At 34.0% G+C, this 24,115-nt stretch carries 23 protein-coding genes; 19 read left to right on the top strand and 4 right to left on the bottom strand.

What is annotated here, in order from left to right; all coding sequences use genetic code 11:
* Window positions 1-206: 206 nt before the first annotated feature.
* From KKI44_RS08620 to KKI44_RS08550, 15 genes are all read left to right on the top strand, one after another.
* Window positions 207-1,289 (top strand): EpsG family protein, encoded by a 1,083-nt coding sequence (locus tag KKI44_RS08620; protein WP_250902181.1) that lies wholly within the window; start codon window positions 207-209, stop codon window positions 1,287-1,289.
* Complete coding sequence (locus KKI44_RS08615; protein ID WP_214590634.1) at window positions 1,290-2,285, top strand: glycosyltransferase family 4 protein; 996 nt, start codon at window positions 1,290-1,292, stop codon at window positions 2,283-2,285.
* Window positions 2,282-3,289, top strand: coding sequence for a glycosyltransferase (locus KKI44_RS08610; protein ID WP_214590633.1), 1,008 nt, complete (start codon window positions 2,282-2,284; stop codon window positions 3,287-3,289). Before KKI44_RS08615 ends, KKI44_RS08610 begins: the two co-directional genes overlap by 4 nt.
* A 10-nt stretch (window positions 3,290-3,299) precedes the next feature.
* Entirely contained in the window at window positions 3,300-4,334 is a 1,035-nt protein-coding gene (locus tag KKI44_RS08605; protein ID WP_214590632.1) for a polysaccharide biosynthesis protein, read from the top strand.
* An 8-nt stretch (window positions 4,335-4,342) separates the two neighbouring features.
* Complete coding sequence (locus KKI44_RS08600; RefSeq protein WP_214590631.1) at window positions 4,343-4,771, top strand: WxcM-like domain-containing protein; 429 nt, start codon at window positions 4,343-4,345, stop codon at window positions 4,769-4,771.
* A complete protein-coding gene (locus KKI44_RS08595; protein WP_214590630.1) occupies window positions 4,768-5,886 on the top strand; it encodes an NAD-dependent epimerase/dehydratase family protein in 1,119 nt (372 codons plus the stop codon). The genes KKI44_RS08600 and KKI44_RS08595 overlap by 4 nt, the downstream gene beginning before the upstream one ends.
* A gap of 80 nt (window positions 5,887-5,966) precedes the next feature.
* Window positions 5,967-7,103, top strand: coding sequence for a non-hydrolyzing UDP-N-acetylglucosamine 2-epimerase (wecB, locus tag KKI44_RS08590; protein WP_214590629.1), 1,137 nt, complete (start codon window positions 5,967-5,969; stop codon window positions 7,101-7,103).
* Entirely contained in the window at window positions 7,103-8,308 is a 1,206-nt protein-coding gene (locus KKI44_RS08585; protein ID WP_214590628.1) for a glycosyltransferase family 4 protein, read from the top strand. Before wecB ends, KKI44_RS08585 begins: the two co-directional genes overlap by 1 nt.
* Window positions 8,309-9,202, top strand: coding sequence for an NAD-dependent epimerase/dehydratase family protein (locus KKI44_RS08580; protein WP_214590627.1), 894 nt, complete (start codon window positions 8,309-8,311; stop codon window positions 9,200-9,202).
* Window positions 9,203-9,205: 3 nt separating this feature from the next.
* Window positions 9,206-10,168 (top strand): MraY family glycosyltransferase, encoded by a 963-nt coding sequence (locus KKI44_RS08575; protein ID WP_214590626.1) that lies wholly within the window; start codon window positions 9,206-9,208, stop codon window positions 10,166-10,168.
* Between the two features lie 27 nt (window positions 10,169-10,195).
* The gene (gene rfbC / locus KKI44_RS08570) at window positions 10,196-10,741 is read left to right on the top strand and encodes a dTDP-4-dehydrorhamnose 3,5-epimerase (RefSeq protein WP_087709307.1); all 546 of its coding nucleotides are present in this window, start codon (window positions 10,196-10,198) and stop codon (window positions 10,739-10,741) included.
* Between the two features lie 89 nt (window positions 10,742-10,830).
* The gene (rimO, locus tag KKI44_RS08565) at window positions 10,831-12,132 is read left to right on the top strand and encodes a 30S ribosomal protein S12 methylthiotransferase RimO (protein ID WP_214590625.1); all 1,302 of its coding nucleotides are present in this window, start codon (window positions 10,831-10,833) and stop codon (window positions 12,130-12,132) included.
* Between the two features lie 408 nt (window positions 12,133-12,540).
* The gene (locus KKI44_RS08560) at window positions 12,541-13,323 is read left to right on the top strand and encodes a hypothetical protein (protein WP_214590624.1); all 783 of its coding nucleotides are present in this window, start codon (window positions 12,541-12,543) and stop codon (window positions 13,321-13,323) included.
* A 27-nt stretch (window positions 13,324-13,350) separates the two neighbouring features.
* Complete coding sequence (locus tag KKI44_RS08555) at window positions 13,351-14,091, top strand: hypothetical protein (RefSeq protein WP_214590623.1); 741 nt, start codon at window positions 13,351-13,353, stop codon at window positions 14,089-14,091.
* 646 nt (window positions 14,092-14,737) lie between these two features.
* On the top strand, window positions 14,738-15,109 hold the full coding sequence (locus tag KKI44_RS08550; protein WP_214590622.1) for a septal ring lytic transglycosylase RlpA family protein: 372 nt from the start codon (window positions 14,738-14,740) through the stop codon (window positions 15,107-15,109).
* A 56-nt stretch (window positions 15,110-15,165) separates the two neighbouring features.
* On the opposite strand, the gene KKI44_RS08545 is transcribed toward KKI44_RS08550, so the two are convergent.
* The 4 genes from KKI44_RS08545 to KKI44_RS08530 form a co-directional block, all read right to left on the bottom strand.
* Window positions 15,166-15,930, bottom strand: coding sequence for an exodeoxyribonuclease III (locus tag KKI44_RS08545; protein WP_214590621.1), 765 nt, complete (start codon window positions 15,928-15,930; stop codon window positions 15,166-15,168).
* 86 nt (window positions 15,931-16,016) lie between these two features.
* On the bottom strand, window positions 16,017-17,561 hold the full coding sequence (locus KKI44_RS08540; RefSeq protein ID WP_214590620.1) for a PglZ domain-containing protein: 1,545 nt from the start codon (window positions 17,559-17,561) through the stop codon (window positions 16,017-16,019).
* A gap of 128 nt (window positions 17,562-17,689) precedes the next feature.
* On the bottom strand, window positions 17,690-18,466 hold the full coding sequence (locus tag KKI44_RS08535; RefSeq protein ID WP_214590619.1) for a S41 family peptidase: 777 nt from the start codon (window positions 18,464-18,466) through the stop codon (window positions 17,690-17,692).
* The gene (locus KKI44_RS08530; RefSeq protein WP_214590618.1) at window positions 18,390-19,331 is read right to left on the bottom strand and encodes a hypothetical protein; all 942 of its coding nucleotides are present in this window, start codon (window positions 19,329-19,331) and stop codon (window positions 18,390-18,392) included. Before KKI44_RS08530 ends, KKI44_RS08535 begins: the two co-directional genes overlap by 77 nt.
* 265 nt (window positions 19,332-19,596) lie before the next feature.
* Between KKI44_RS08530 and KKI44_RS08525 the strand changes: the two genes are divergently transcribed.
* From KKI44_RS08525 to lpxA, 4 genes are all read left to right on the top strand, one after another.
* Window positions 19,597-20,823 (top strand): HD domain-containing protein, encoded by a 1,227-nt coding sequence (locus tag KKI44_RS08525; protein WP_214590617.1) that lies wholly within the window; start codon window positions 19,597-19,599, stop codon window positions 20,821-20,823.
* Window positions 20,824-20,895: 72 nt separating this feature from the next.
* Window positions 20,896-21,915: a UDP-3-O-(3-hydroxymyristoyl)glucosamine N-acyltransferase gene (gene lpxD / locus KKI44_RS08520; RefSeq protein ID WP_185204981.1), complete on the top strand. Its 1,020-nt coding sequence runs from the start codon at window positions 20,896-20,898 to the stop codon at window positions 21,913-21,915.
* A 4-nt stretch (window positions 21,916-21,919) separates the two neighbouring features.
* Entirely contained in the window at window positions 21,920-23,317 is a 1,398-nt protein-coding gene (locus KKI44_RS08515; protein ID WP_087709291.1) for a bifunctional UDP-3-O-[3-hydroxymyristoyl] N-acetylglucosamine deacetylase/3-hydroxyacyl-ACP dehydratase, read from the top strand.
* Complete coding sequence (lpxA, locus tag KKI44_RS08510; protein WP_076395592.1) at window positions 23,318-24,112, top strand: acyl-ACP--UDP-N-acetylglucosamine O-acyltransferase; 795 nt, start codon at window positions 23,318-23,320, stop codon at window positions 24,110-24,112.
* Window positions 24,113-24,115 lie beyond the last annotated feature (3 nt).

Genomic DNA, 24,115 nt, shown 5'->3' with positions numbered 1-24,115 from the left:
TTGAAAAATATTTTTATAAAAAAAGAATCAAGAATATAACTTACCAGACAACTTTAGTATAGAATCATATCTTTAATGAACCACATAAAACAAGGCTTAAACAAAATGAAGAAGATTATAATTTTTATAAATAAATTGAAATACAATTTATTTATAGAAATTACATAATTAATAGAATTGCTTGTATTTAGATATTATTAATTATTATGATATTACTTACTCTATTTTTACTAATTGTATTTTCGATCTTATCATTCTTTGATTTGATAAAAACGAGAAAGAATATCATACTATATTTCTTTTTAATATATCTCGTAATCTTAGAGGCAATTAAGTATAGTAGTGGTACAGATTATTTTTTTTATTATTATGATTATCAAAATTATTTTACTCATCAAAATTATCAATCAAGATATGAACCTTTATATTCAATATTTTCAAAATTAGCTGTAGTTTTAAAATTACCATATCACCTATTTCTATTTATTTATTATTTCATTTATTATTTATTAATAGGGATTGTTTTAAAGAAAGTTTCTCCTTATCCGATAATATCATTATTATTATTATTTTGTATTTCTATAGGTCTTATGGGAAGCAACAGGCAGTTGATGGCAGCCGTCATCGTTTTTTTTACCTTTTTTACTTTTTTTATTAATAGTGCATCATTTAAAAATTATTTTTTGTTTTTTTTATCTGTTCTTATTGCCTGTGGTTTTCATTATTCCGCTATAGTTTTCTTACCTATAGCTTTATTTAGGAATCGAATAGCATATAGTTTTTGGATTTCTTGTCTAGTGATTGCTTTTTTGTTTTTAGCTTTTAACATTAATAGCTACATAATTTTTAATATAGACAATTTTATCCCTCAAGCTTATTCTAATCTCATAAACAAATATAAAACAACTGAAAATGTAGTTATACCTGTAGATTCCAATATAATACTAGGTTTTTTGCGAAGAGCATTACTTGTGATATTATTTTTAATATTTAAGACTGAGCATAAATTTCGTCCAATCTTTAATATTTTATATAATATTAGTTGGTTTTCGTTGATATTTTATATTCTTTTTTATACAATTCCTTTTTTAGCCTCAAGAGCTGGAACTTATTTCTTAATTTTTGAATGTATAAGTTATGTTACTCTTTTAAAATTGTTAAATCAGAAATATTTACAGCATATTTTTTTAGCTTTTATTATTTTATTTTCTATATTTTTGTTTTGCAAGAATATAGCCCCATATCCTCACTTATTTATCCCTTATAAAACAATTTTTGGAATTTTTTAAATGAAAATAAATTATTTTTTCAGAGCATATAATAGTCATCAAATAAGTATCGAAAAATTATTTGACATTATCATAAAATCCATAGAGGAAAAAGGTGTAAAAACTTATAAAATTGTTAATCCCTATAATTTTTCTTTTGTTAGCATGTTTAGATCCATGTTATATTTTAGAAAAAATCAGGCACAAATAAATCATATTACAGGAGACATCCATTGGGCAAGTTTGTTTTTAGATGCCAATAGAACAGTACTTACAATCCACGATTTAGTAGGATTAGAACAGATGAAGGGTGTTAAAAGAAAGTTATACTTTTTATTATGGGTTTATCTGCCCATTAGAAAACTGAAATATATTACTGCAATATCCGAAAAGACAAAGCAAGAAATTGTTAACTTAATACCCTGGTCTAAAGATAAAATTACGGTAATACCTAATTGTGTTTCCATTGAAATTAATAAAAAAGATGAGGTTAAGGAAATAAGTGATATTCCTAATATTTTAATAGTAGGGACGAGACAAAACAAGAATATAGATAGAGTTTTTAGAGCATTAAAAGGACTCAACATACATTTAACAATAGTAGGTAATTTATCAACTATACAAGAGATGTATTTGATGGAAAATAAATTCAAATACGATAATTTGGTTGGTATTACAGAAAGTGAGCTGTTAAAATGTTATCAAAAAGCTCATATTTTATGTTTTGTATCTGTTTACGAAGGCTTTGGCTTGCCTATATTAGAAGCGCAGGCTCAAAATTGTTGCGTTATAACATCGGATTTATCTCCAATGAATGAGGTAGCAGGAGAAGGAGCCCTACTTGTTAATCCATATTCAGTTGAAAGCATTCGCTCTGCAATAAAAGACCTTATAAATAACAAGGAAGAAAGGCAGCGTTTAACATTATTAGGTAAAAAAAACGTAGTAAAATATTCTGTAGAAAATGTGGCTAACCTGTATATAAAATTATATTTCAAAATATTAAGTAAATCATGATACTAATAGACGCATTATACATCAACAACAGCGGTGGGAAAGTTCTGTTAGATTATCTTATTGAAGAACTGGAGAAAACCGATAAAGAAGTTTTTTATCTTTTGGATGAACGTATTCAGAAAGAAAAATTACAGTTAAAAAAAAATAAAGTAATATACTTAAAGGCTTCTTTAATAAAAAGAAGAAACTTCTACAAAGAAAATAAAAATAAGTTTTCTTCGATACTGTGTTTCGGAAATCTTCCTCCTAATATTAAAACTTCCGCTAAAGTTTATACCTACTTTCATCAGCTTTTATTTTTGGATCTTCCAAAAGAAATGTCTTTTATAAGCAAAAAGATATACTACATCAAAACACGTTTTCTGAATGCTTTCAAAAAAAATACAGATTACTGGCTGGTTCAGACAGAGTTGGTTAAAGAAAAGCTGTCAAAAAAATATGGGATTCAGGGAAGTAATATTTTGGTCATTCCCTTTTATCCGCCTTTCACTTCAGAAGTTAAAACAAATATCAGAAAAGAGCATCAGTATATTTATGTCAGCAATGTATCAAAACACAAAAATCATCTTAGGCTGATTGAAGCATTTGCGAAATTTTATGATAAACACAAAAAAGGAAAACTCATTCTAACGATTCCTGATGATGCCTCTGAAATATTAAATTCAATTAATGAAAAAGTAAATCAGGGATATCCTGTTGAAAATATTGGATTCGTAGATCGAAATTCTTTATGCCAATTATACACAGAATCAGAATATCACATATTCCCATCCCTTACAGAAAGTTTCGGTCTAGGCTTAGTGGAAGCTATAGAAAACGGCTGTAAGATAATCGGTGCAGATTTACCTTATACCTATGCTGTCTGCAAGCCAAGTCTGGTTTTTAATCCTTTAGAAGTAGATTCTATTACTGAAGCATTATCACTATCTTTGCAAAAAAATACAATCAACTCAGAGTCTAAAGTAAAGAATGAAATCAATACATTAATTTCTTTACTGCATTAAAATATAAATTATGGAAATACAAAATAAAGTCCTTCTTATCACAGGTGGAACAGGTTCATTCGGAACGGCTGTTTTAAGAAAATTCATCAATACAGATCACTTCAGAGAAATCCGTATTTTTTCCCGCGACGAGAAAAAGCAGGATGATATGAGAAACCAGTTTAAAAGCGATAAACTGAAATTCTATATCGGAGATGTAAGAGATTACAGAAGTGTAGAACCTGCAATGAGAGGAGTAGACTATGTATTTCATGCCGCAGCTTTAAAGCAGGTGCCTTCCTGCGAATTTTTCCCGATGCAGGCTGTAAAAACCAATGTGGAAGGAACCCAAAACGTAATTGATGCCGCAGCTAAAAACAATGTAAAAAAAGTAATCTGTCTAAGTACAGACAAAGCCGCATATCCTATCAATGCAATGGGAATTTCCAAAGCAATGATGGAAAAAGTAGCCGTTGCCGCATCACGTAATCTGGAAAATACAACAGTTTGCCTTACAAGATATGGAAACGTAATGGCTTCCAGAGGATCGGTAATTCCGTTATTTGTAAAACAGATTAAAAGTGGCGAATCCATTACCATTACAGATCCGAGTATGACAAGATTCTTAATGTCGTTAGAGGAAGCGGTAGATTTAGTTCTTTTTGCTTTCGAACACGGAAACTCAGGAGACCTTTTCGTTAATAAAGCGCCTGCAGGAACTATCGGAGATCTTGCTCAGGCTTTGAAAGAAATGTTTAAAGCCGATAATCCGGTAAAAGTAATCGGAACGAGACACGGTGAAAAACTCTACGAAACCCTTTGTACGCGTGAAGAGATGCTGAAAGCCGAAGATATGGGAGATTTTTACAGAATCCCTGCCGATAACAGAGATCTTAATTACGCACAGTATTTTTCAGAAGGGGTAGAAGATATTTCCAAAATAGAAGACTACCATTCTCATAATACAAAACAGGAAGATGTTGAAGGAATGAAAAAACTTTTATTAAAACTCCCATTAATCAGAAAAGAAGTTCTGGGAGAAGATATAATGCAATATCCTGATTAATTTTTATTATGGCTATTCCTGCAATCATAGAAGGAGGAAAATATTCTGACGAAAGAGGCAGTTTGTTTTTTAACAATAACTTTGATGTTTCGGCAATTAAAAGAATATACTGTATCGAAAATAAAGATACAGATTTTATAAGAGGTTGGACAGGTCACAAAACTGAACAGCGATGGTTCTCTGCATTACAGGGAATCTTTATCATAAGATTAATAAAAATTGATCATTGGGAAACACCCTCAAAAGATTCAGAAATTTTGGAATTTGAACTTCATGCAGATCAGTTGGATATTCTTCATATTCCACAAGGATATGCAAGTGCTATTCAATCCAAAGTGCAAGAATCAAAATTATTGGTAATGGCAGATTATGCTTTGGGAGAAATAGAAGATGATTATCGATTTTCTATTGATTACTTTAAAAATTTACAGCAATGAAAAAAATAGGAATTACCGGACAGAACGGCTTCGTTGGTTCGCATTTATATAACACTTTGGGCTTACAGCCTGAAAAATTTGAAAGAATTTCTTTCGAAAGAGATTTTTTCGAATCTCCTGAAAAACTGGACGACTTCGTAAAGCAGTGCGACGTTATTGTACATCTTGCAGCCATGAATCGTCACCCCGATCCGGAAGTAATCTTCAATAATAATGTAGAGCTTGTTAAAAAACTGACAGACTCTTTACAGAGAACAGGATCAAAAGCACACGTTCTTTTCTCATCATCTTCTCAGGAAGAAAGAGATAATCTGTACGGTAAATCTAAAAAAGAAGGCAGAGAATTATTTGCAGACTGGGCAAAAAACAATGGAGGTAAATTTACAGGGATGATTATTCCTAACGTTTTCGGACCTTTTGGAAAACCGAATTACAATTCTTTCATCGCAACATTCTGTCATAAACTTACCCACGGCGAAAATCCTGTGATTGATAATGATGGAGAAGTAAAATTAATCTATGTCGGAGAACTTGTTCAGGAAATCATCAATCAGATTGAAGTTGCAGAAACCAACGAATTATATGAAGTTCCTCACACATCCGTAAATAAAGTTTCTGAAGTTTTAGCTAAACTTGAAAATTACAAAAAGCTTTATTTTGATAACGGAGAAATTCCGGTGTTGGAAACGAAATTCGATCTTAATCTTTTCAATACATTCCGTTGTTATTTTGATATTAAAAATCATTATCCCGTAAAATTTACACAGCACACCGATCCGAGAGGGGCTTTTGTGGAAGTAATTCGTTTGGGAATCGGCGGACAGTGTTCTTTTTCCACTACGGTTCCGGGAATTACCAGAGGAAACCATTTTCATACAAGAAAAATCGAAAGATTTGCGGTAATTAAAGGCAAAGCCCTTATTCAATTAAGAAAAATAGACAGCGATGAGGTCCTAGATTTTTATTTAGACGGAAACGAACCCGCTTATGTAGATATGCCGATTTGGTATACCCACAATATTAAAAACATCGGAGAAGAAGAACTGTACACTATTTTCTGGATCAATGAACCCTTTAATCCGGAAGATTCAGATACCTATTTTGTGGAAGTTTAATAATATTTAATTATAAACTTCACGGGCTTCTCCAATAAACAGACATTAAAATTTATCTTTGCAAAGGCAAAAAAAATACAATGAAAAAACTAAAAGTAATGACGGTTGTAGGAACACGACCGGAAATCATTAGACTATCAAGAGTATTATCAGCTTTGGATGCTTCCGAAGCCATTGAACATATTATCGTCCATACAGGTCAAAACTACGATTACGAGCTGAACCAGATCTTTTTTGAAGATTTGGGACTTCGTAAACCGGATTATTTTCTGGAAGCAGCAGGTAAAACGGCAACAGAAACGGTGGGAAATATTTTAATTAAAATAGATCCTCTTTTGGAAGAATTGCAGCCTGAAGCATTTTTGGTTTTAGGAGATACCAATTCTTGTCTTTGTGCCATTCCTGCCAAGAAAAGACAGATTCCTATTTTCCATATGGAAGCTGGAAACAGATGTTTCGATCAGCGGGTTCCGGAAGAAACCAACAGGAAAATTGTAGATCACACTGCAGATATTAATTTAACCTATTCAGACATCGCAAGAGAATATCTTTTAAGAGAAGGTCTTCCTGCAGACAGAATCATCAAAACGGGTTCTCCTATGTTTGAAGTGCTGAATCATTATCTTCCTCAGATCGAGAGTTCAGATGTTTTAAGCCGTCTGAATTTAGAAGAAGGAAAATACTTTGTGGTATCATCCCACAGAGAAGAAAATATTAATTCTGAGAAAAACTTCAACGGATTAATAGAAAGTTTAAATGCCATTGCAGAAAAATTTGGTTATCCGATCATTGTTTCTACACACCCGAGAACCAGAAACATGATCGATAAAAAGCAGGTTGAGGTAAGACCGGAAATTCAGTTCTTAAAACCGCTTGGATTCCATGATTATAATGCGTTACAGATGAGAAGTTATGCTGTTTTATCAGATTCTGGAACTATTTCAGAGGAGTCTTCTATCTTAAATTTCCGTGCTTTAAATATCAGAGATGCACACGAAAGACCGGAAGCAATGGAAGAAGCATCCGTAATGATGGTCGGTTTATCTCCGGAAAGAATCTTACAGGGATTAACGCAGCTTCAGCAGCAGAAAGTAGGAACAGAAAGAAATTACAGACCGGTTTCAGATTATTCAATGCCGAATGTTTCAGAGAAAATGGTAAGAATTATTCTGAGTTATACGGATTACGTTAACAGAGTTGTTTGGAGCAAAAAATAATGAAAAATCTCTGGATCGCAACCGAACTTTTTTATCCTGAAGAAACTTCAACTTCTTTTATACTCACAAAAATAGCAAACAGACTTTCGGAAAAGTATGATGTAAAAGTTGTTTGTGGAGATCCTGTGTATGACAAGCAAAAGAAAAGCAGTCATTTTAGTCTGGATTCCCGCGTAAATGTTCACAGAATAAAAGGATGGGGCGGAAACAAAAACAGTCTGTTGAGCAGATCTCTAAGATTTGTTTTTCTGTCTCTTTCTATCTTTTTTTATCTTTGGAAAAACGTTAAAAAGGGAGAAAAGGTTTTTATGGTTACGAATCCGGCGCCTTTAATTCTGCTTGTTTCAATCCTTAAAAGATTAAAAAAAATAGAATTAATTATTCTGGTTCATGATGTTTTTCCCGAAAATACCATTCCTGCCGGAATCATTAAATCTGAAAAGTCAGTACTATACAGAGTTCTCAGAAGTATTTTTGATAAAGCGTATTCAAAAGCTGATCTGCTGATTACATTAGGCAGAGATATGCAGCAAGTTATTGAAGCTAAAATCAGAAAATATAACCGCCATTCGAAAATTGAGATCATTGAAAACTGGGGAGATACGGAAGGTATTTATCCGCTCTTGAAAGAAGAAGTACTTAATGAGGATTCATCTTTAAAAGACAGGATCATCTTTCAGTATGCCGGAAATTTAGGAAGAGTTCAGGGATTAATTGAATTATTGCATATTATAAAAAAAGTGAAAAATAATCGTCTGGTTTTTCATTTTGTCGGAGAAGGAGCTGTTAAGAATACAATGTTGGAATATGTAGAGGAAAATAAGCTGAAGAATGTTTTCTTTGACGGAGCTTATTCAAGAGAAGATCAGCTTCAGGTATTAAATAAGGCAGATGTGTCATTTGTAAGTTTAGCGCCTAAAATGTTCGGATTGGGAGTTCCTTCAAAAACATACAATATTTTAGCTGCCGGAAAACCGGTTTTATATGTTGGAGAAAAAAACAGCGAAATAGATTTACTTTTAAGAGAAGAAAATATAGGGTATTCATTTCAGCATTTTGAAGAACAGAACATTCTGGATTTTTTTAATTCTTTCGATGAAACGTCTGTTCAAGAATTAGAAATAATGAAACAAAAAGCAAGAAAAGTAGCAGAGAAAAAATTTTCAGAAGAGATCATGCTGAATAAATTTTATAATATTATTTAAATGAAAGTGCTATTTACAGGAGCCAACGGTTTTTTGGGAAAAAATGTAATTCCTTTGCTTCAGAAGAAAAATTTTGAAGTAAAGACCTTTGGAACTTCCAATGCAGATTATATATTTAATATTACCGATGCCATAACTCCTTTTAAAGAAAAGTTTGATATTATTTTTCATGCTGCTGGTAAAGCGCATTCTGTTCCTAAAACTAAGGAAGAAGAAAGTGTATTTTACAAAGTAAATTTTGAAGGAACAAAAAACCTTTGTAATGCTTTGGAAGAAAATCTGCCGGAATATTTTGTTTTTATAAGCACAGTGGCTGTTTATGGTAAAGATTTCGGTGAAAATATAACTGAAGATATGCCATTGGAAGGATACACGCCTTATGCTGAAAGCAAATTGATGGCAGAGGAATTTCTTACTAAATGGTGCAAAGAAAAGAATGTAAAACTGTTCATTCTCAGACCTTCTTTAATTGCAGGACCCAATCCTCCGGGTAATCTGGGAGATATGATTAAAGCGATTAAATCGGGAAAATATTTTAATATTGCAGGAGGAACAGCAAGAAAAAGTGTATTCTGGGTGGAAGATTTTGCTGAGATAACCGTGAAAATGCTGGGAAAAGAGGGTGGAATTTATAATGTTTGTGATGATGCAAATCCTGCTTTTAAAGAAATCTCTGAAAAAATATCAGCCAAATTAAAAAAGAAATCTCCGAAAAGTATTCCTTTTTTTCTGGCAACATCAATGGCTTTAGTGGGTGACTTATTGGGAAATAAAGCTCCAATTAATTCTTTGAAATTAAGAAAAATAACAGATTCTCTTACATTTTCTAATGAAAAAATAAAGAGAGAATTAAATTATAATCCTTCAAACGTAATAGAAAAATTTCAACTGTAAACTATGGAATTTTTAATCGTAACAATTCTGCTTTTTATATCTATGCTCATCTATTTTAAAATAGCAGATAAATACAATATTATAGATAAGCCTAATCACAGAAGTGCACATACACAAATCACATTGAGAGGAGGAGGAATTATTTTTCCTGTTGCTTTCATTATATTTTCTGCATTTAATTTTAATGAAGTCATAGAAAACTACTGGTCATTTGGTTTAGGATTACTGGCAATAAGTACGATCAGTTTTATAGATGATATTGTAACCCTTTCAAATAAAATAAGGCTTTCCGTTCATTTTATTTCTGTAGTTTTATTACTGTATTTTACAGGAGCATTTAATTTAATGCCAATTTGGGTTTGGCCCATACTGTTTATTCTGATTATTGGTACCTTGAATGCTTATAACTTTATGGATGGCATCAACGGAATGACGGGTTTATACAGTTTAGTGGGCTTATCATCATTATTGTACATTAATGAAAAGGTAATTTCATTCACCGATGAAAATTTTATTCTTTATCCTGTTTTAGCCTGCGTCGTTTTTCTGTTCTTTAATTTCAGAAAAAAAGCAAAATGTTTCGCGGGTGATGTCGGAAGTATGGCAATCGCTTTTTGGGTAATCGGTCTTATTACCTTATTAATTATGAAAACTCAGGACTATAAATATATATTTCTTCTTTCCGTATACGGAATCGAAGTAGTTCTTACCATAGTAGAAAGATTACTGCTTAAAGAAAATATATTTGAGGCACACAGAAGACATTTATACCAGCTCTTTGCCAACGAAAAAAAGGTTTCCCATCTGCTGATAAGTTTTGTTTATGCTTTGGTACAGGCAATTATAAATTTATTTTTAATATATTCACACTGGGCAATCTGGATTATTATTCCTGTGATTTTTATTCCCGTAGGCATCATTTATCTCGGATTGAAATGGAGCTTGAAAAAACAATATCAACTATAATAAGTACTGATTCAAGAAATAAAAGTTATGAAAATAAAAGAAACTCCTTTAAAGGACTGTTATATTATAGAACCGACAATTTTCGAAGACGACAGAGGATATTTTTTCGAAAAATTCAATGAAAAGAAATTTGAGGAACTTACCGGAATGAACGGACATTTTGTTCAGGATAATATTTCAAAATCTTCTTATGGTGTTTTGAGGGGGCTTCATTTACAGAAAGGAGAACACGCACAGGCAAAACTGGTATCCTGTCTGGAAGGGAAAGTCTGGGATGTAGCGGTAGATCTTAGAGAAGACTCTCCAACGTTCGGAAAATGGTTTGGGATTGAGCTTACGGCGGAAAATAAAACACAGCTTTATATTCCAAGAGGTTTCGGACATGGATTTTCTGTTTTAAGCGAAACTGCCGTTTTCTCATATAAATGCGATAATTTTTATAATAAAGAATCAGAAGGATGTGTAAAATACAATGATCCGGATCTGAATATCGACTGGAAAATCTCTGACAGTGAAGCTGTACTTTCTGAAAAGGATGAAAATGCAGCAAGCTTTAAAGAAAAGAATTTTTAATATTATGAAAGCCACTTATTGAAGTGGTTTTTATTTTTTAATACAGACTCTTCAATATTTTGTATCTTTGCAAACTCAAAATCAAAAAGATGCGTACAAAATCCGTAGGGAAGAAAAAAATAAATGTAGTAACGTTGGGTTGTTCCAAAAATGTATATGATTCCGAAGTTTTAATGAGTCAGCTTAAAGCCAATGGTAAAGAAGTGGTACATGAAGACAAAGGAGACATCGTTGTAATTAATACCTGCGGATTTATAGACAATGCAAAAGAAGAATCTATTAATACGATTCTTGATTATGTAGAAGCAAAAAACAGGGGAGAAGTTGAGAAAGTTTTTGTAACAGGATGTCTTTCGGAAAGATATAAGCCGGATCTGGTAAGAGAAATTCCGGATGTTGATCAATATTTCGGGACGAGAGATCTTCCTATTTTATTAAAACATTTAGGGGCAGATTACAAACATGAATTGGTTGGGGAAAGACTTACCACTACACCAAAACATTACGCATACTTAAAGATTTCCGAAGGCTGCGACAGACCTTGTTCATTCTGTGCAATCCCTCTCATGAGAGGAGGTCACGTTTCAACTCCGATTGAAAAACTGGTTACAGAAGCACAGAAATTGGCAAAAAAAGGAACCAAAGAACTGATTTTGATTGCGCAGGATCTTACTTATTATGGTTTAGATATTTATAAAAAACGCGCGCTTGGAGACCTTTTAAAAGAATTGGTAAAAGTGGAAGGAATTGAATGGATTCGTCTTCATTATGCTTTTCCGAGCGGATTTCCGGAAGATGTTCTGGATATCATTAGAGAAGAACCCAAAGTTTGTAATTATATAGATATTCCTCTTCAGCACATCAATTCAGATTTACTAAAATCGATGAAGAGAGGGACTACTCACGAAAAAACGGATGCTCTTCTTTCAAAATTCAGAGAAAAAGTTCCGGATATGGCGATCAGAACAACGCTTATCGTTGGTTATCCCGGAGAAACTCAGGAAATTTTCAATGAGCTTAAAGACTGGGTAAGAGAACAGAGATTCGACAGACTGGGATGCTTTACTTACTCTCACGAAGAAAATACAGGAGCTTATGTATTGGAAGACGATGTTCCGCAGGAAGTGAAAGAAGCCAGAGTGGAAGAAATTATGGAAATCCAGTCTCAGATTTCATGGGAGAAAAATCAGGAGAAAATTGGGAACGTGTATAAATGCATCTTCGACAGAAAAGAAGGAAATTATTTTATTGGACGAACAGAATACGATTCTCCGGACATAGACAATACCGTTTTGGTTTCTGCAGAAAATACATATATTTCTATCGGAGATTTTGCGGAGATAAAGATTACCTCGGCTGAGGAGTTTGATCTGTATGGAGAATTAATTTAAAATTATTCCCAATTAGTTGATTTTTTATTAAAAAAAGACGTATATTGTTCTGATTAATATAATGTTATTGATTTATTAATAAAAATTAACATTTATGAAATCACGATTGTTAATTTTTTAATTTACTGATTATCAATATTGTTTTGTTTTTGTAAATTAAATTGTTAAAACTTTTTCATCTATTGTTATGAAAATAATTTTAAAAATATTAACTTTGCATTATAAAGAGATTTTACATAAGTATTAAGCTATCAATTAAGCTTTTATAAAATGTAAAAAAAATGTTTTTTGAAATTATATAATTAAAAATATTTTATTTTTACTAATGGATGCACACATTGGGGATGGCACCCTGATCTGAGAAACACATTCGTTAGTTAAAATGTAATTTAAAATCTTTAAAAACTTATGAAAAAATTTTTATTAACAGCGACTATGTTAGTCGGATTTGTAGCAATCGCTCAGGCTCAGCAAGGAAGAGTGGGGATTAATACAACTACTCCCGCTGCTACTTTAGATGTTGTCGGTACTCCTACTGACGCAACTAAGCCGGACGCATTATTGGTCCCTCGTTTGACAAGAGGTCAGTTACAGGCAAAAGATGCTGTGTATACTGCAACACAGAACGGGGCATTGGCATTTGTTTCCTCAATTGCTGATGGTGCTGCTTCTGGAAAAGCAGTAAATATTACTGCCACTGGATTCTACTACTATGATGCAACAAACTCAGTTTGGGTTGCCGTAGGTGGAGGAGGTTCTGCTACTGATACAAGTATTTATCTTAATGATGGTACTTTAGCAGGAAATAGAACTGTAACACAAAACAACAATAATTTAACTTTTTCTACGGGAACAGCAAAAACTATCGTGAATGGTAATTTCCAGACACAGGGTGCTGTATACGCTACCAGTGTAAGAACATATACAGGTTCTTCTAACGTAGACTGGAATTCTAGCGACTATTTAGTTGTTATTACAAATAATGCTATTAGCGGACAGCTTGCATTACCAAGCCCGACAGGAGCAAATACTGGTAGAGTTCTTATGATTAGAAATAATACGGGGGGTGCTGTAGCTCCTACAAATGCAAATGGTATTGCATGGCCTTTGAACTTTCCTAACTTAGCCGGAGGTTCTGCAGCTATGTTTATTTCAGATGGAACTAACTGGTGGAACAGTGCAAGTAGATAATACATTAATATTTAATAAAACAAAGCAATGAAAAATATATTTAGAGCCTTATTAGGAATTTCCCTTACGGTATTGGGTGTTAACTCTGCATCTGCTCAGGTAGCTAGTAATGGTATCGTAGCTAATAATATTACTGGAGAAAATCCATTCTTTGATGCTTCTTCTAATTTCGATACAGCATCTACAGGTACTGCCAATAATGTTGGAAAAGGATTGTATTTTCCAACTACTAACTTGGTAACCTGGACATTTAAAACAACAAATTTAGATGGTGTAACTTTCCCAACTGCTTTTGATGGTATGATTGTTTACAATAGCGGTACAGGTAATACTGTTTCAGGACAAGGTGTTCAGGTAGCTGTAACTCCAGGGTTTTATTACTTCTCTAATCCTGGTCAGTCTACAAGTATTGCCAATGGAAGATGGTTGCCATTAGGTGCTGCTTCTGCAAAATTTAATGCTGTAAATAACGCTTTAGCCGGTGTTGCAACAAACACATTGGTAGATGGTAATCCTGTTTATGCATATAAAGGACAGTTTACTACAACAGGAAGTTCAACAGCGGTAACTTTAGCTGTTCCAACAGGTCTTACTTCAATGTACGGAATTACAATCTTTAAAAAGGCTTCTACCGGAAATAAAATAGTTTTCTCTAAAGAATTATATTCTTATGATTCAACAACCGGTGCGGCAGTTACAGGTTCTCCAAGCATGTCTGTTGTTTATCCTGCAGATACTTATGACTATATTATTGAATATTTCAAATAATATTTTAAAAATATCTATATACAAAACCAATGAGACTTCTCATTGGTTTTTTTATTGATGAATTTGTTTAAATTTTTTATTAATCTTAAGTCTTAAAAACGCAGTAAAGTCAAAGATTTTTAATAAGGATTCAATCTTAATTTCATCGTAGATAAAATCTTTGCAGCTTAAGAGGAGAACGTATTTAATGAATATTTTGCGCCTTTGCGATGTTTATAGTTTAAATAATCAGAATGCTTTAAAATGTTTTTTGATTAAAGGATTTTTAAAAATCAAATGCTAAATATTATTATCCTGAATTCATACTAATTCATATTGATTGTAGGTCAGTATAACCGTGAGATCATCCAATTGATTTAAAATTTATTTGTTGGAAAACAAATGCTAAAATTCATTAACTTATTGATTGGTAGATGAATAATTATGTTAAAAAAATCTTAATCTTAATTATTTAGTTAAAATTGTTAACTTTTGCTTTTGTTTTTTAACACTTTTTAACACTGTGCCTTAAGTAGCCTGTTTATAGGGCGTTAAGAAAAATATTAACATAAAATTTTATTTTCATTAACACTTGTTAACAAATAAAGTAGGCACTTTAAAAGATTCCTTATAGATTTGCCCCTGTCAAAACCAATAAAATTTCAAAATGATGAAAAGATTCATTCTCGTAATCATAATGATGATTTCAACCCTTGGTATTTATTCTTTCAAAATGAATGCCATAGATGCGAAAAAAACAAGTTATGCATCGTACTACCACGATAAATTTAACGGTAGAAAAACAGCAAGCGGAGAGATCTTTGATAATGCAAAGTTCACCGCAGCCAACAGAACGCTTCCATTTGGAACAAACATTAAGGTAACCAACCTTAATAATGGTAAAGAGGTAATAGTGAAAGTAAATGATAGAGGACCTTACCATTCATCAAGAGCTTTAGATATGTCTAAGGCAGCGTTCGATGAAATCGGAGATACCGGCAGAGGTACAATTCCGGTGGAATATGAAATTGTCGACTAAAATTTATGATTTAAATTTTAAAAAGCCAACTGATTCAGTTGGCTTTTTGCTTTGTTTTAAAGGCTTAATTCTACCAGCGCAGGACAATGGTCAGAATGTACGGCTTCCTTCAAAATAACGGCTCTGGAGAGCTTATCTTTTAAACTGTAGGAAGTGAAATTATAATCCAGTCTCCATCCCTTATTTCTTTCCCGGGAATTTTGTCTGTAACTCCACCATGTATAATGGTCGGGTTCATTATTAAAAAACCTGAAACTGTCGATCAGTTCACATTCATTGATGAAATTCGTCATCCATTCTCTTTCCATCGGTAAAAAGCCGGAAACATTTTGTAAACCTTTCGGGTTATGAATATCTATTTCTTCATGACAGATATTAAAATCTCCTGAAATGATCAGATTCGGAATTTCTTTCTTTAAATTTTTAATGTACTCTAAAAAATCATGGCAAAACTGCATTTTAAAATCCAGCCGTTCGATATTTGAAGCAGAAGGAACATATACAGAAATGACGGAAAATTCATCAAAATCTGCACGGATGATTCTTCCCTCATTATCATAGCTTTCAATACCGCAGCCGTATTCTACATGGTTGGGCTTTATTTTAGACGCAATTCCAACGCCGCTGTAGCCTTTTCTTACTGCGGAATGCCAGTAACTGTGATATCCCAGTTTTTCGAGACTTTCAATATCGATCTGGTCATTTCCTGCTTTACTCTCCTGAATGCAGATAATATCCGGATCAGCCGTTTTCAGCCAGCCTAAAAAATCTTTCGTAAAAGCAGCACGGATTCCGTTGACGTTATAAGTGATTAATTTCATAATTCAAAAGTATTAATAAAAAAGAAGCGGAAAAAATCTTTGATTTTTTCCGCCCCTCTCGTCACCCGAAGTCAAACTATGAAAAACTACTTGGGTTCCAAAATACTGAATGGAATGATACACTCTTCCAGTGAAATCCCTCCATGCTGGTACGTTTCTTTATAGTAATTTACAAAGTGATTATAGTTCTTTGGATAAGCAAGGAAAATATTATTCTTCGCAAAAATATATTTAGAACTTAAATTTCCTTTCGGTAAAAACAGCTTTTCAGGATTCGTAATTGCCCAAACATCACTGTCGTCATACGTTAAACTTTTTCCGGTCTTGTAACGGATATTCGTAGAAGTTTCTCTGTCTCCTACAACTTTACTCGGTTTTTTTACGTAAACTGTTCCGTGATCAGTAGTAATCACCAGTTTGAAACCGTTTTCTGCGGCAACCTTGATGATTTTCAATAAAGAAGAATTCTCAAACCAGTTCAACGTTAAAGATCTGAAGGTTTTATCATCACGGATCAGCTGATCTACAATATGATTGTCCGTTTTCGCATGAGAAAGAATATCAATAAAATTATAAACAATTACCAATAGATCATTGTTTTTATGCTGGTTAAAATCGTCGTAAATCTTTCTCTCGAAATCAGCATTCAATACTTTCAGATATTTCATGGATTTCGAGCTTAAACCGATTCTTTTCATCTGATCTTCAAGAAAATCGCGCTCAAATTCGTTTTTATTTCCTTCTTCATTGTCGTTAAACCATTTGTCAGGAAAACGTTTTTCAATCTCTGAAGGCATTAAACCTGCAAAAAAAGAATTTCTTGCATATTGGGTTGCAGTCGGAAGAATACTGTAATAATAATCCTCAGAAACCTTGTTGTAATACTTCGTAAATAAAGGTTCAATAACTTTCCACTGGTCATAACGAAGATTATCAACCATCAGAAGCAAAACCTTATCTTTTTCAACCTCAGGTTTCACTTTATCCTTGAAAAGCGTATGGCTCATGATCGGTTTATCCGAATCGTGAAGCCAGTCTTCGTAATTTTTTTCAATAAATTTGGCAAACTGGATATTGGCTTCCTCTTTTTGTGACTGAAGAAGATCCGCAAACTCATTATCCGTTACTTTATCAAATTTAATTTCCCAGTTAAGAATTTTCTTATAATATTCCGCCCAATCCTGATACGTTCTTAAATAAGAAAGCTCCATAGAAAGATTCCTGAATTCCTGCTGATACTGCAGAATCGTTTTCTGCTCCACAAGGTTATCCTGCTGAAGATTTTTCTTTAATGACAGTAAAATCTGGTTAGGATTTACCGGTTTCAGGATGTAATCTGCAATCTGCGATCCGATTGCTTCTTCCATGATATGTTCTTCCTCACTTTTCGTTACCATAACGATTTTCAGTGAGTTGTCTTTATCCTTAATCATCGGAATCGCTTCAAGACCTGAAATTCCGGGCATATTCTCATCAATCAGCGTCAGCGCAAACTTCTCCGAGTCCATAAGTTCCAGAGCCTCATTAACGTTATTAACGGGAGTTACCTGATATCCCTTTTTTTCAAGAAAAACGATGTGTGGTTTAAGTAGATCTATTTCATCATCTATCCATAATATCTTTTCCGACATAATTATTTTTTTACATGGTTATTGTATCAAATTGCTGACCAATTAATTCTAAAATCTGCCAAAATCCGCAGACGTAAAGTTAAATATAAGTTAAATGAAATAACGGAATAATTACGTTTTTCTTTTATTTAATTTCCACTTTTTAAATATTCCAGAGCTCTTTCCATAATTTCGTCTTTTCCCTGCTGTATTCCCTTCACGGTCGGTCGTACGATAATATCCGGAATAATCCCGATGCGCTGCGTTTCTCTTCCGTTCGGATAATAGGCTCCCAAACCTGTAAAACACGTTTCGAGACCGGCAATATTAAATGAAATGACATCACCGTTTGCGCCGGAAGTATAGCCTCCGATTACTTTTGCTTTCGGATGCTGCTTAAGCATCATTACAGTAGTTTCAGCCTGACTTTGGGTAACTTCATTAACGAGAATGACCACATTTCCTTTATAATAGTCCGGATTATTTCTTCCAATGCTGTTTTTACGGCGGTAAAATTTGCTTAAATACCGGGTTTCAGGAAAAATAAACTCATAGTAAATTTTATTTTCTGGAAGCAATAATCTGCTTAAAGGCAAAATCGTCATATTCGGATAATTTCTGGAGTCGAAAATGATGGATTCCGTATTTTTCAGATTTTCAAACATGTTATTCAAATCAGATCTTTTAATCAACCCCATGTTCACATAACCCACCTTTTTTTCATCATCAAGAAACTTCCATTTTTCAGGAACCGGAGGATTTTCCCGGATAATTTCTTTTTGTGAGTACGTTTTTACTTTTAAGGCTGAATTTTTGCCATTCCTTTCAATTTTAAGCTCAAGTGAATCTTTATTGGTATACAGAAAAAGATATTTTCGACTTGTTGATCTTTCCCCAGGAATTCGAAGCTGGAATATATTTTCCAAATAAATTAACTTTCTGAGGAATCGTTAATCCTTCAATATCATAAATAACATCGCCGGTTTTCAGCGGATTTTCTTCATTGAAAATATTCGGATAGGCTTTCGTTACAACAAGCTTTCCTTCCGCGTAAGAATACTGCACCGGAACATTTTTCCTTCCATATTGGTTTAAACTAATCAGCCTTGAAAATAAAAAAGCATGCGAATCATCCGTTTTGGTCACAAGTTCAGCTAAAGTTAAATGATAGCTTTCATCATTATCAACAGCAAGAAATTTAGGAATCATTTCTCGTAAAACATCATTCCAGTTCTGATCGGTTTTATATTTGTAGGCAAAAAAATATTCTGCATAATTCCAATATCTGAACAGTTCAAAAAGGGCAATTTGTTTTGAAGTAAATTTCGATCCGTAAGAATTTTCATTCTTGAAATAAACCTTTCTTCCGTTTAATCCGAAATAATAATTTTCACCGATATTCCTGTTGTTCTCAATAAATTTCAGCTTTTCACTTACATTTTCAGAAAAAATACGCTGATCATCCATCCATCCGAGATCAAAATTTTTTAAGAAATAAACTTTATCGTTATCATTTATACAATTTTTACAATCTTCAGTTTTTCCGAGACTTTCAATCCAGTTAGAATACAATTCATTCAATTGATCTTTATCGTTAATATTTTCAAGTTCATCAATTTTCTGAAATAACTGCTGATCCCAGTTAAACTTACCTTTTGCTACATTCGGATGATAGTATTTCAAAAATCCCCATACTTTACATAACGATTCAAGCTTTTGGGTTTCCGATAAAGCCTGTGCTGAAAATTGTAAACAGAAAAATAGAATGATAAAGAGTGAGAGTTTTCTCATGAAAAGGTTATTCAGTCAAAGATAGCTTTTAAACACAAACAGCACAACTATTTATTAGAGAAGATTTTTATCCAGCCTTTGCTGAGTGAAACGCCTTTCCGAACGAAAATATGCAGCACAACTGTAAAAAAAATCTTTGCGGACTTTGTGTTAAAAACAAATTCAACAAAGAAAGTTACTTTTAAAACAACAAACAGTTTAATGAAAATTAATTACCTCTAAAATATAAAATTCCTAAATTTGTTTGCAAATACAGACGTTTTCAATGCAGAACAAGCTAAAAATTATCAACGATCCCGTTCACGGATTCATCAAAATTCCCCATGAAATTTTATTCGACATCATCGAGCATCCTTACTTTCAGAGATTAAGAAGAATCGGGCAGACAGGACTTTTAAACCTGATTTTTCCGGGCGCGACACATACAAGATTTCACCACGCTTTGGGAGCCATGCATTTGATGTTTACGGCTTTGGAAACCTTGAAGCAGAAAGGCGTGAAAATTTCAGAAGAGGAAGAAAAAGGGGCAATGTTGGCGATTTTAATGCATGATATTGGTCATGGTCCGTTTTCCCACGCTCTGGAAAGTATGCTGATGGACGATTGGCATCATGAAAAACTGTCTTTATTGTTAATGAATCGTCTGAATGATGAATTTAACGGAGAATTATCCTGCGCTATCGAAATGTTTCAGGGAAAATACCACCGAAAGTTTTTCAACCAGCTTATTTCTTCACAGCTTGATGTCGATCGTTTGGATTATCTGAAACGGGACAGCTTTTTTACGGGAGTTTCCGAAGGAAGCATCAATACACAAAGAATCATCTCCATGATGAACGTCTGTGATGAGGGCGAGCTGGTAATTGATGCAAAAGGCGTTTATTCTATTGAGAATTTCCTCACGGCCAGAATGTTTATGTATTGGCAGGTGTATTATCATAAAACATCCGCTCTGGCAGAATTTCTTTTGGTTAAAATTCTGGAAAGAGCCAAGCTTCTGGTTTCACAGGGAATCGATTTGGTGGCAACTGAAAACCTGAAATATTTTCTGCATCGCGGAAAAAGTGCAGCCACGGATGAAGATGTGGAACGTTTTACACAACTTGATGACAATGATATTATTCAGGCAATGAAAAACTGGCAGAATGCAGAGGATATGATTCTCTCGTATTGGTGTAAATGTGTGATCCAGAGAAACCTTCCGAAAACCATTATTTCATCTCATCCTTTTGAGCCGGGTTTTATTGAAGAAAAAATAAAGAATGTGAATGAATTTTTCGGAATCGATAATGGGAGCGAACTCGTACACGAAATAAAAAGAAAACTCCTTCCTTACGATACCGAAAAACAGCCGATTTATCTGTTGCAGAAAAACGGTAAAAAAATACGTCTTGACGAATCGGAAGACCAGCTTTTATCGGGCTTGATGATAAATAAAACCACAAGATATATTCTTACATTTCCAAGAAATATTTCACACATTATTTCTTAAAGAATATTAAAATTCACGTTCCGAAAACTAAAAAATGTTTGCGAATTACAGAATTTCTTATCTTTGCAGAATATGGAATTTACAGCTTCGCAAATTGCAAGTTTTATCGACGGAAAAATAATAGGTGACGAGAATGCACTTATTACTGGAGTTTCGCCTATAGAAAGCGGGGAAACAGGACATCTTTCTTTCATCGCGCAGGATAGATTTTCGCATTATTTAGAGACTTCAAAATGTTCCGTTATCATTGTTTCGGAAAAGCTTATCTCAAAAGATTCTTACCTTCCTACTGTTATTGCAGTAAAGGATGCTTATCTTTCTTTTCAGGTTCTCATGAATTTATATCAGGAAATGCAGGGAAGAAGAAAAGGAATCGAAAATGGTTCATCCATTCATGAAACTGCCGTAATCGGAGAAGATGTGTATATCGGAGCTTTTACCTACGTTTCAGAAAAGGCAAAAGTGGGAGAGGGAAGCCAGATTTATCCGCAGGTTTACATCGGAAAAGGGGTGAAGATCGGGAAAAACTGTAAAATTGACAGTGGAGCGAGAATTTACGATTACTGCATCATCGGAGACAATTGTGTTATTCATTCCAATACCGTAATCGGAGGAGACGGTTTCGGATTTCAGCCGACTCCGGACGGATTCAAAAAAATTCCGCAGTTAGGAAACGTTATCATTGAAGACGATGTGGAAATTGGTTCCAACTGCAGTATAGACAGAGCAACCATTGGTTCTACCGTAATCGGAAAAGGTACTAAAATTGATAACCTGATCCAGATCGCACACAACGTAAAAATCGGAAAAAACAATGTAATTGCCGCACAAGCCGGAATTGCAGGATCTACAACCATCGGAGACTGGAACCAGATTGGAGGTCAGGTAGGTGTTGTAGGACACATCAAAATAGGAAATCAGGTAAAAATACAGGCTCAGAGTGGCGTAAATTCCAGCGTAAACGACAGAGAAACCATTTATGGATCTCCGGCGATCAGCTACAACGACTATCTTAGAAGTTATGTACATTTCAGAAACTTACCTGAAGTGGTAAAAAGAATAAATAATCTCGAGAATAACTCAAAAGATTAAACTAATGAGTGATATGCAAAAAACACTTCAGCAGGAAGTGACACTTTCCGGAATCGGACTTCATACTGGTAAAGAAGTAAAATTAACCATGAAACCTGCAAAAGAAAATACAGGTTTCGTATTCGTAAGAACAGATTTGGAAGGGCATCCTCAGGTCGAAGCAGACGTTAATTACGTTGTAGCTACAGAAAGAGGAACAACATTAGAAAAACTGGGAGTAAAGATCACAACTTGTGAGCATCTTTTAGCGGCTTTGGTAGGCTGTGATATTGATAATGCCATTCTTGAAATGGATGCTTCCGAACCGCCGATCTTAGACGGTTCTTCAAAATTCTTTGTAGAAGCAATCGAAAGCGTAGGAGTAGTAGAGCAAAATATAGCAAGAGAATATCTTGTGGTAAAAGAAGTTCTTACCTACAGCGATCCGGCTACAGGATCTGAGATCACCATTATTCCTTCAGATACCTACGAAGTTACAACGATGGTAGATTTTGGGACCAAAGTTTTGGGAACTCAAAATGCTACGCTTAAAAATATTTCTGAGTTTAAAGAAGAAATTTCATCAGCAAGAACATTCAGCTTTTTACACGAACTGGAAATGCTTTTAGATCACGGTTTGATCAAAGGCGGAGATATTTCCAACGCGATTGTTTATGTAGATAAAGATCTTACACCGGAAACTACAGAAAAACTAAAGAAAGCCTTTGGTAAAGATAACGTATCGATAAGACCAAACGGAATTCTTGATAATTTGAACTTAAACTATCCCAACGAAGCCGCAAGACACAAATTACTCGATGTGATCGGTGATCTGGCTTTGGCAGGAGTGAAAATAAAAGGAAAAGTAATAGCCAACAAACCGGGACATTACGTAAACACACAGTTTGCAAAAAAACTGAACCGTCAGTGGAAATTGCAGAAAAAGAAAAATGTTCCTGATTTTGATTTAACAAAAGAACCTGTTTTCGATATCAACGGAATCATGAGACTGATGCCTCACAGACCACCGTTCTTATTGATTGATAAAATTCTTGAACTTTCAGATTCTCACGTTGTAGGTCTTAAAAATGTTACAATGAACGAACCATTCTTCGTTGGACATTTTCCGAAAGAACCCGTAATGCCGGGAGTTTTACAGGTAGAAGCTTTGGCACAGACCGGAGGAATTCTTGTTTTGGCAAGCGTTCCGGATCCTGAAAATTACTCTACGTACTTTATTAAAATAGATAAAGTAAAATTCAAGAGAAAAGTAATTCCGGGAGATACGCTTATTTTCAAGATTGAATTGATAGAGCCTATCAGAAGAGGAATTGTTCATATGCAGGGTTATGGTTACGTAGGAGATACAGTAGCGGTAGAAGCAGAACTTATGGCCCAAGTTGCAAAAAATAAAGTTGATTAAATGATTCATCAATTAGCAGCCGTAGATAAACGTGCGAAAATCAGCAAAAATGTAATCGTAGAACCTTTTACTACAATTGCAGGGGACGTGGAAATTGGCGAAGGAACATGGATTGGTCCCAATGTTACCATCATGGATGGTGCAAGAATCGGTAAAAATTGCAGAATTTTTCCGGGAACGGTAATTTCTGCGATTCCTCAGGATTTGAAATTTGATGGTGAAGATACGCAGGTAATTATCGGCGATGAAACAACGATCAGAGAATGTGTAACGGTAAACAGGGGAACAAAAGCCCTTGGTTTTACCAAAATTGGAAAAAACTGCCTTATTATGGCAACTTCCCACATTGCTCATGATTGTGTAATCGGAGATCATGTGATCATCGTAAACGGTTGTGGTATTGCAGGTCATGTGGAAATCGGGGATTATACTGTGATGGGTGGTCTGTCGGCTGTCCATCAGTTCGGGAAAATCGGAAAACATGTAATGATCTCGGGAGGAACTCTGGTAAGAAAAGATATTCCGCCTTATGTAAAAGTGGCAAGAGAACCGATGTCTTATGCAGGAATTAATTCCGTAGGTTTAAGAAGAAGAGGATTTACCAATGAGAAAATCTTTGAAATTCAGAAAATTTACAGAGCAATTTTCCAGATGAAAATGAATGTTTCCCAAGCGTTGCTTTACATCGAAAAAGAAATGCTTCCGACGGCTGAAAGAGATGAAATTCTTCAGTTTATCCAGAATTCTCCAAGAGGAATCGTAAAAGGATACGGAACAGGGAAGGAAAGAGAATAATAA

Origin of the sequence: Chryseobacterium sp. ZHDP1 (assembly GCF_018603435.1) — a bacterium.
Classification (GTDB): domain Bacteria; phylum Bacteroidota; class Bacteroidia; order Flavobacteriales; family Weeksellaceae; genus Chryseobacterium; species Chryseobacterium indicum.
Note: the sequence above shows the minus strand (reverse complement) of the source record. Positions and strands in the feature narration are given on the sequence as shown.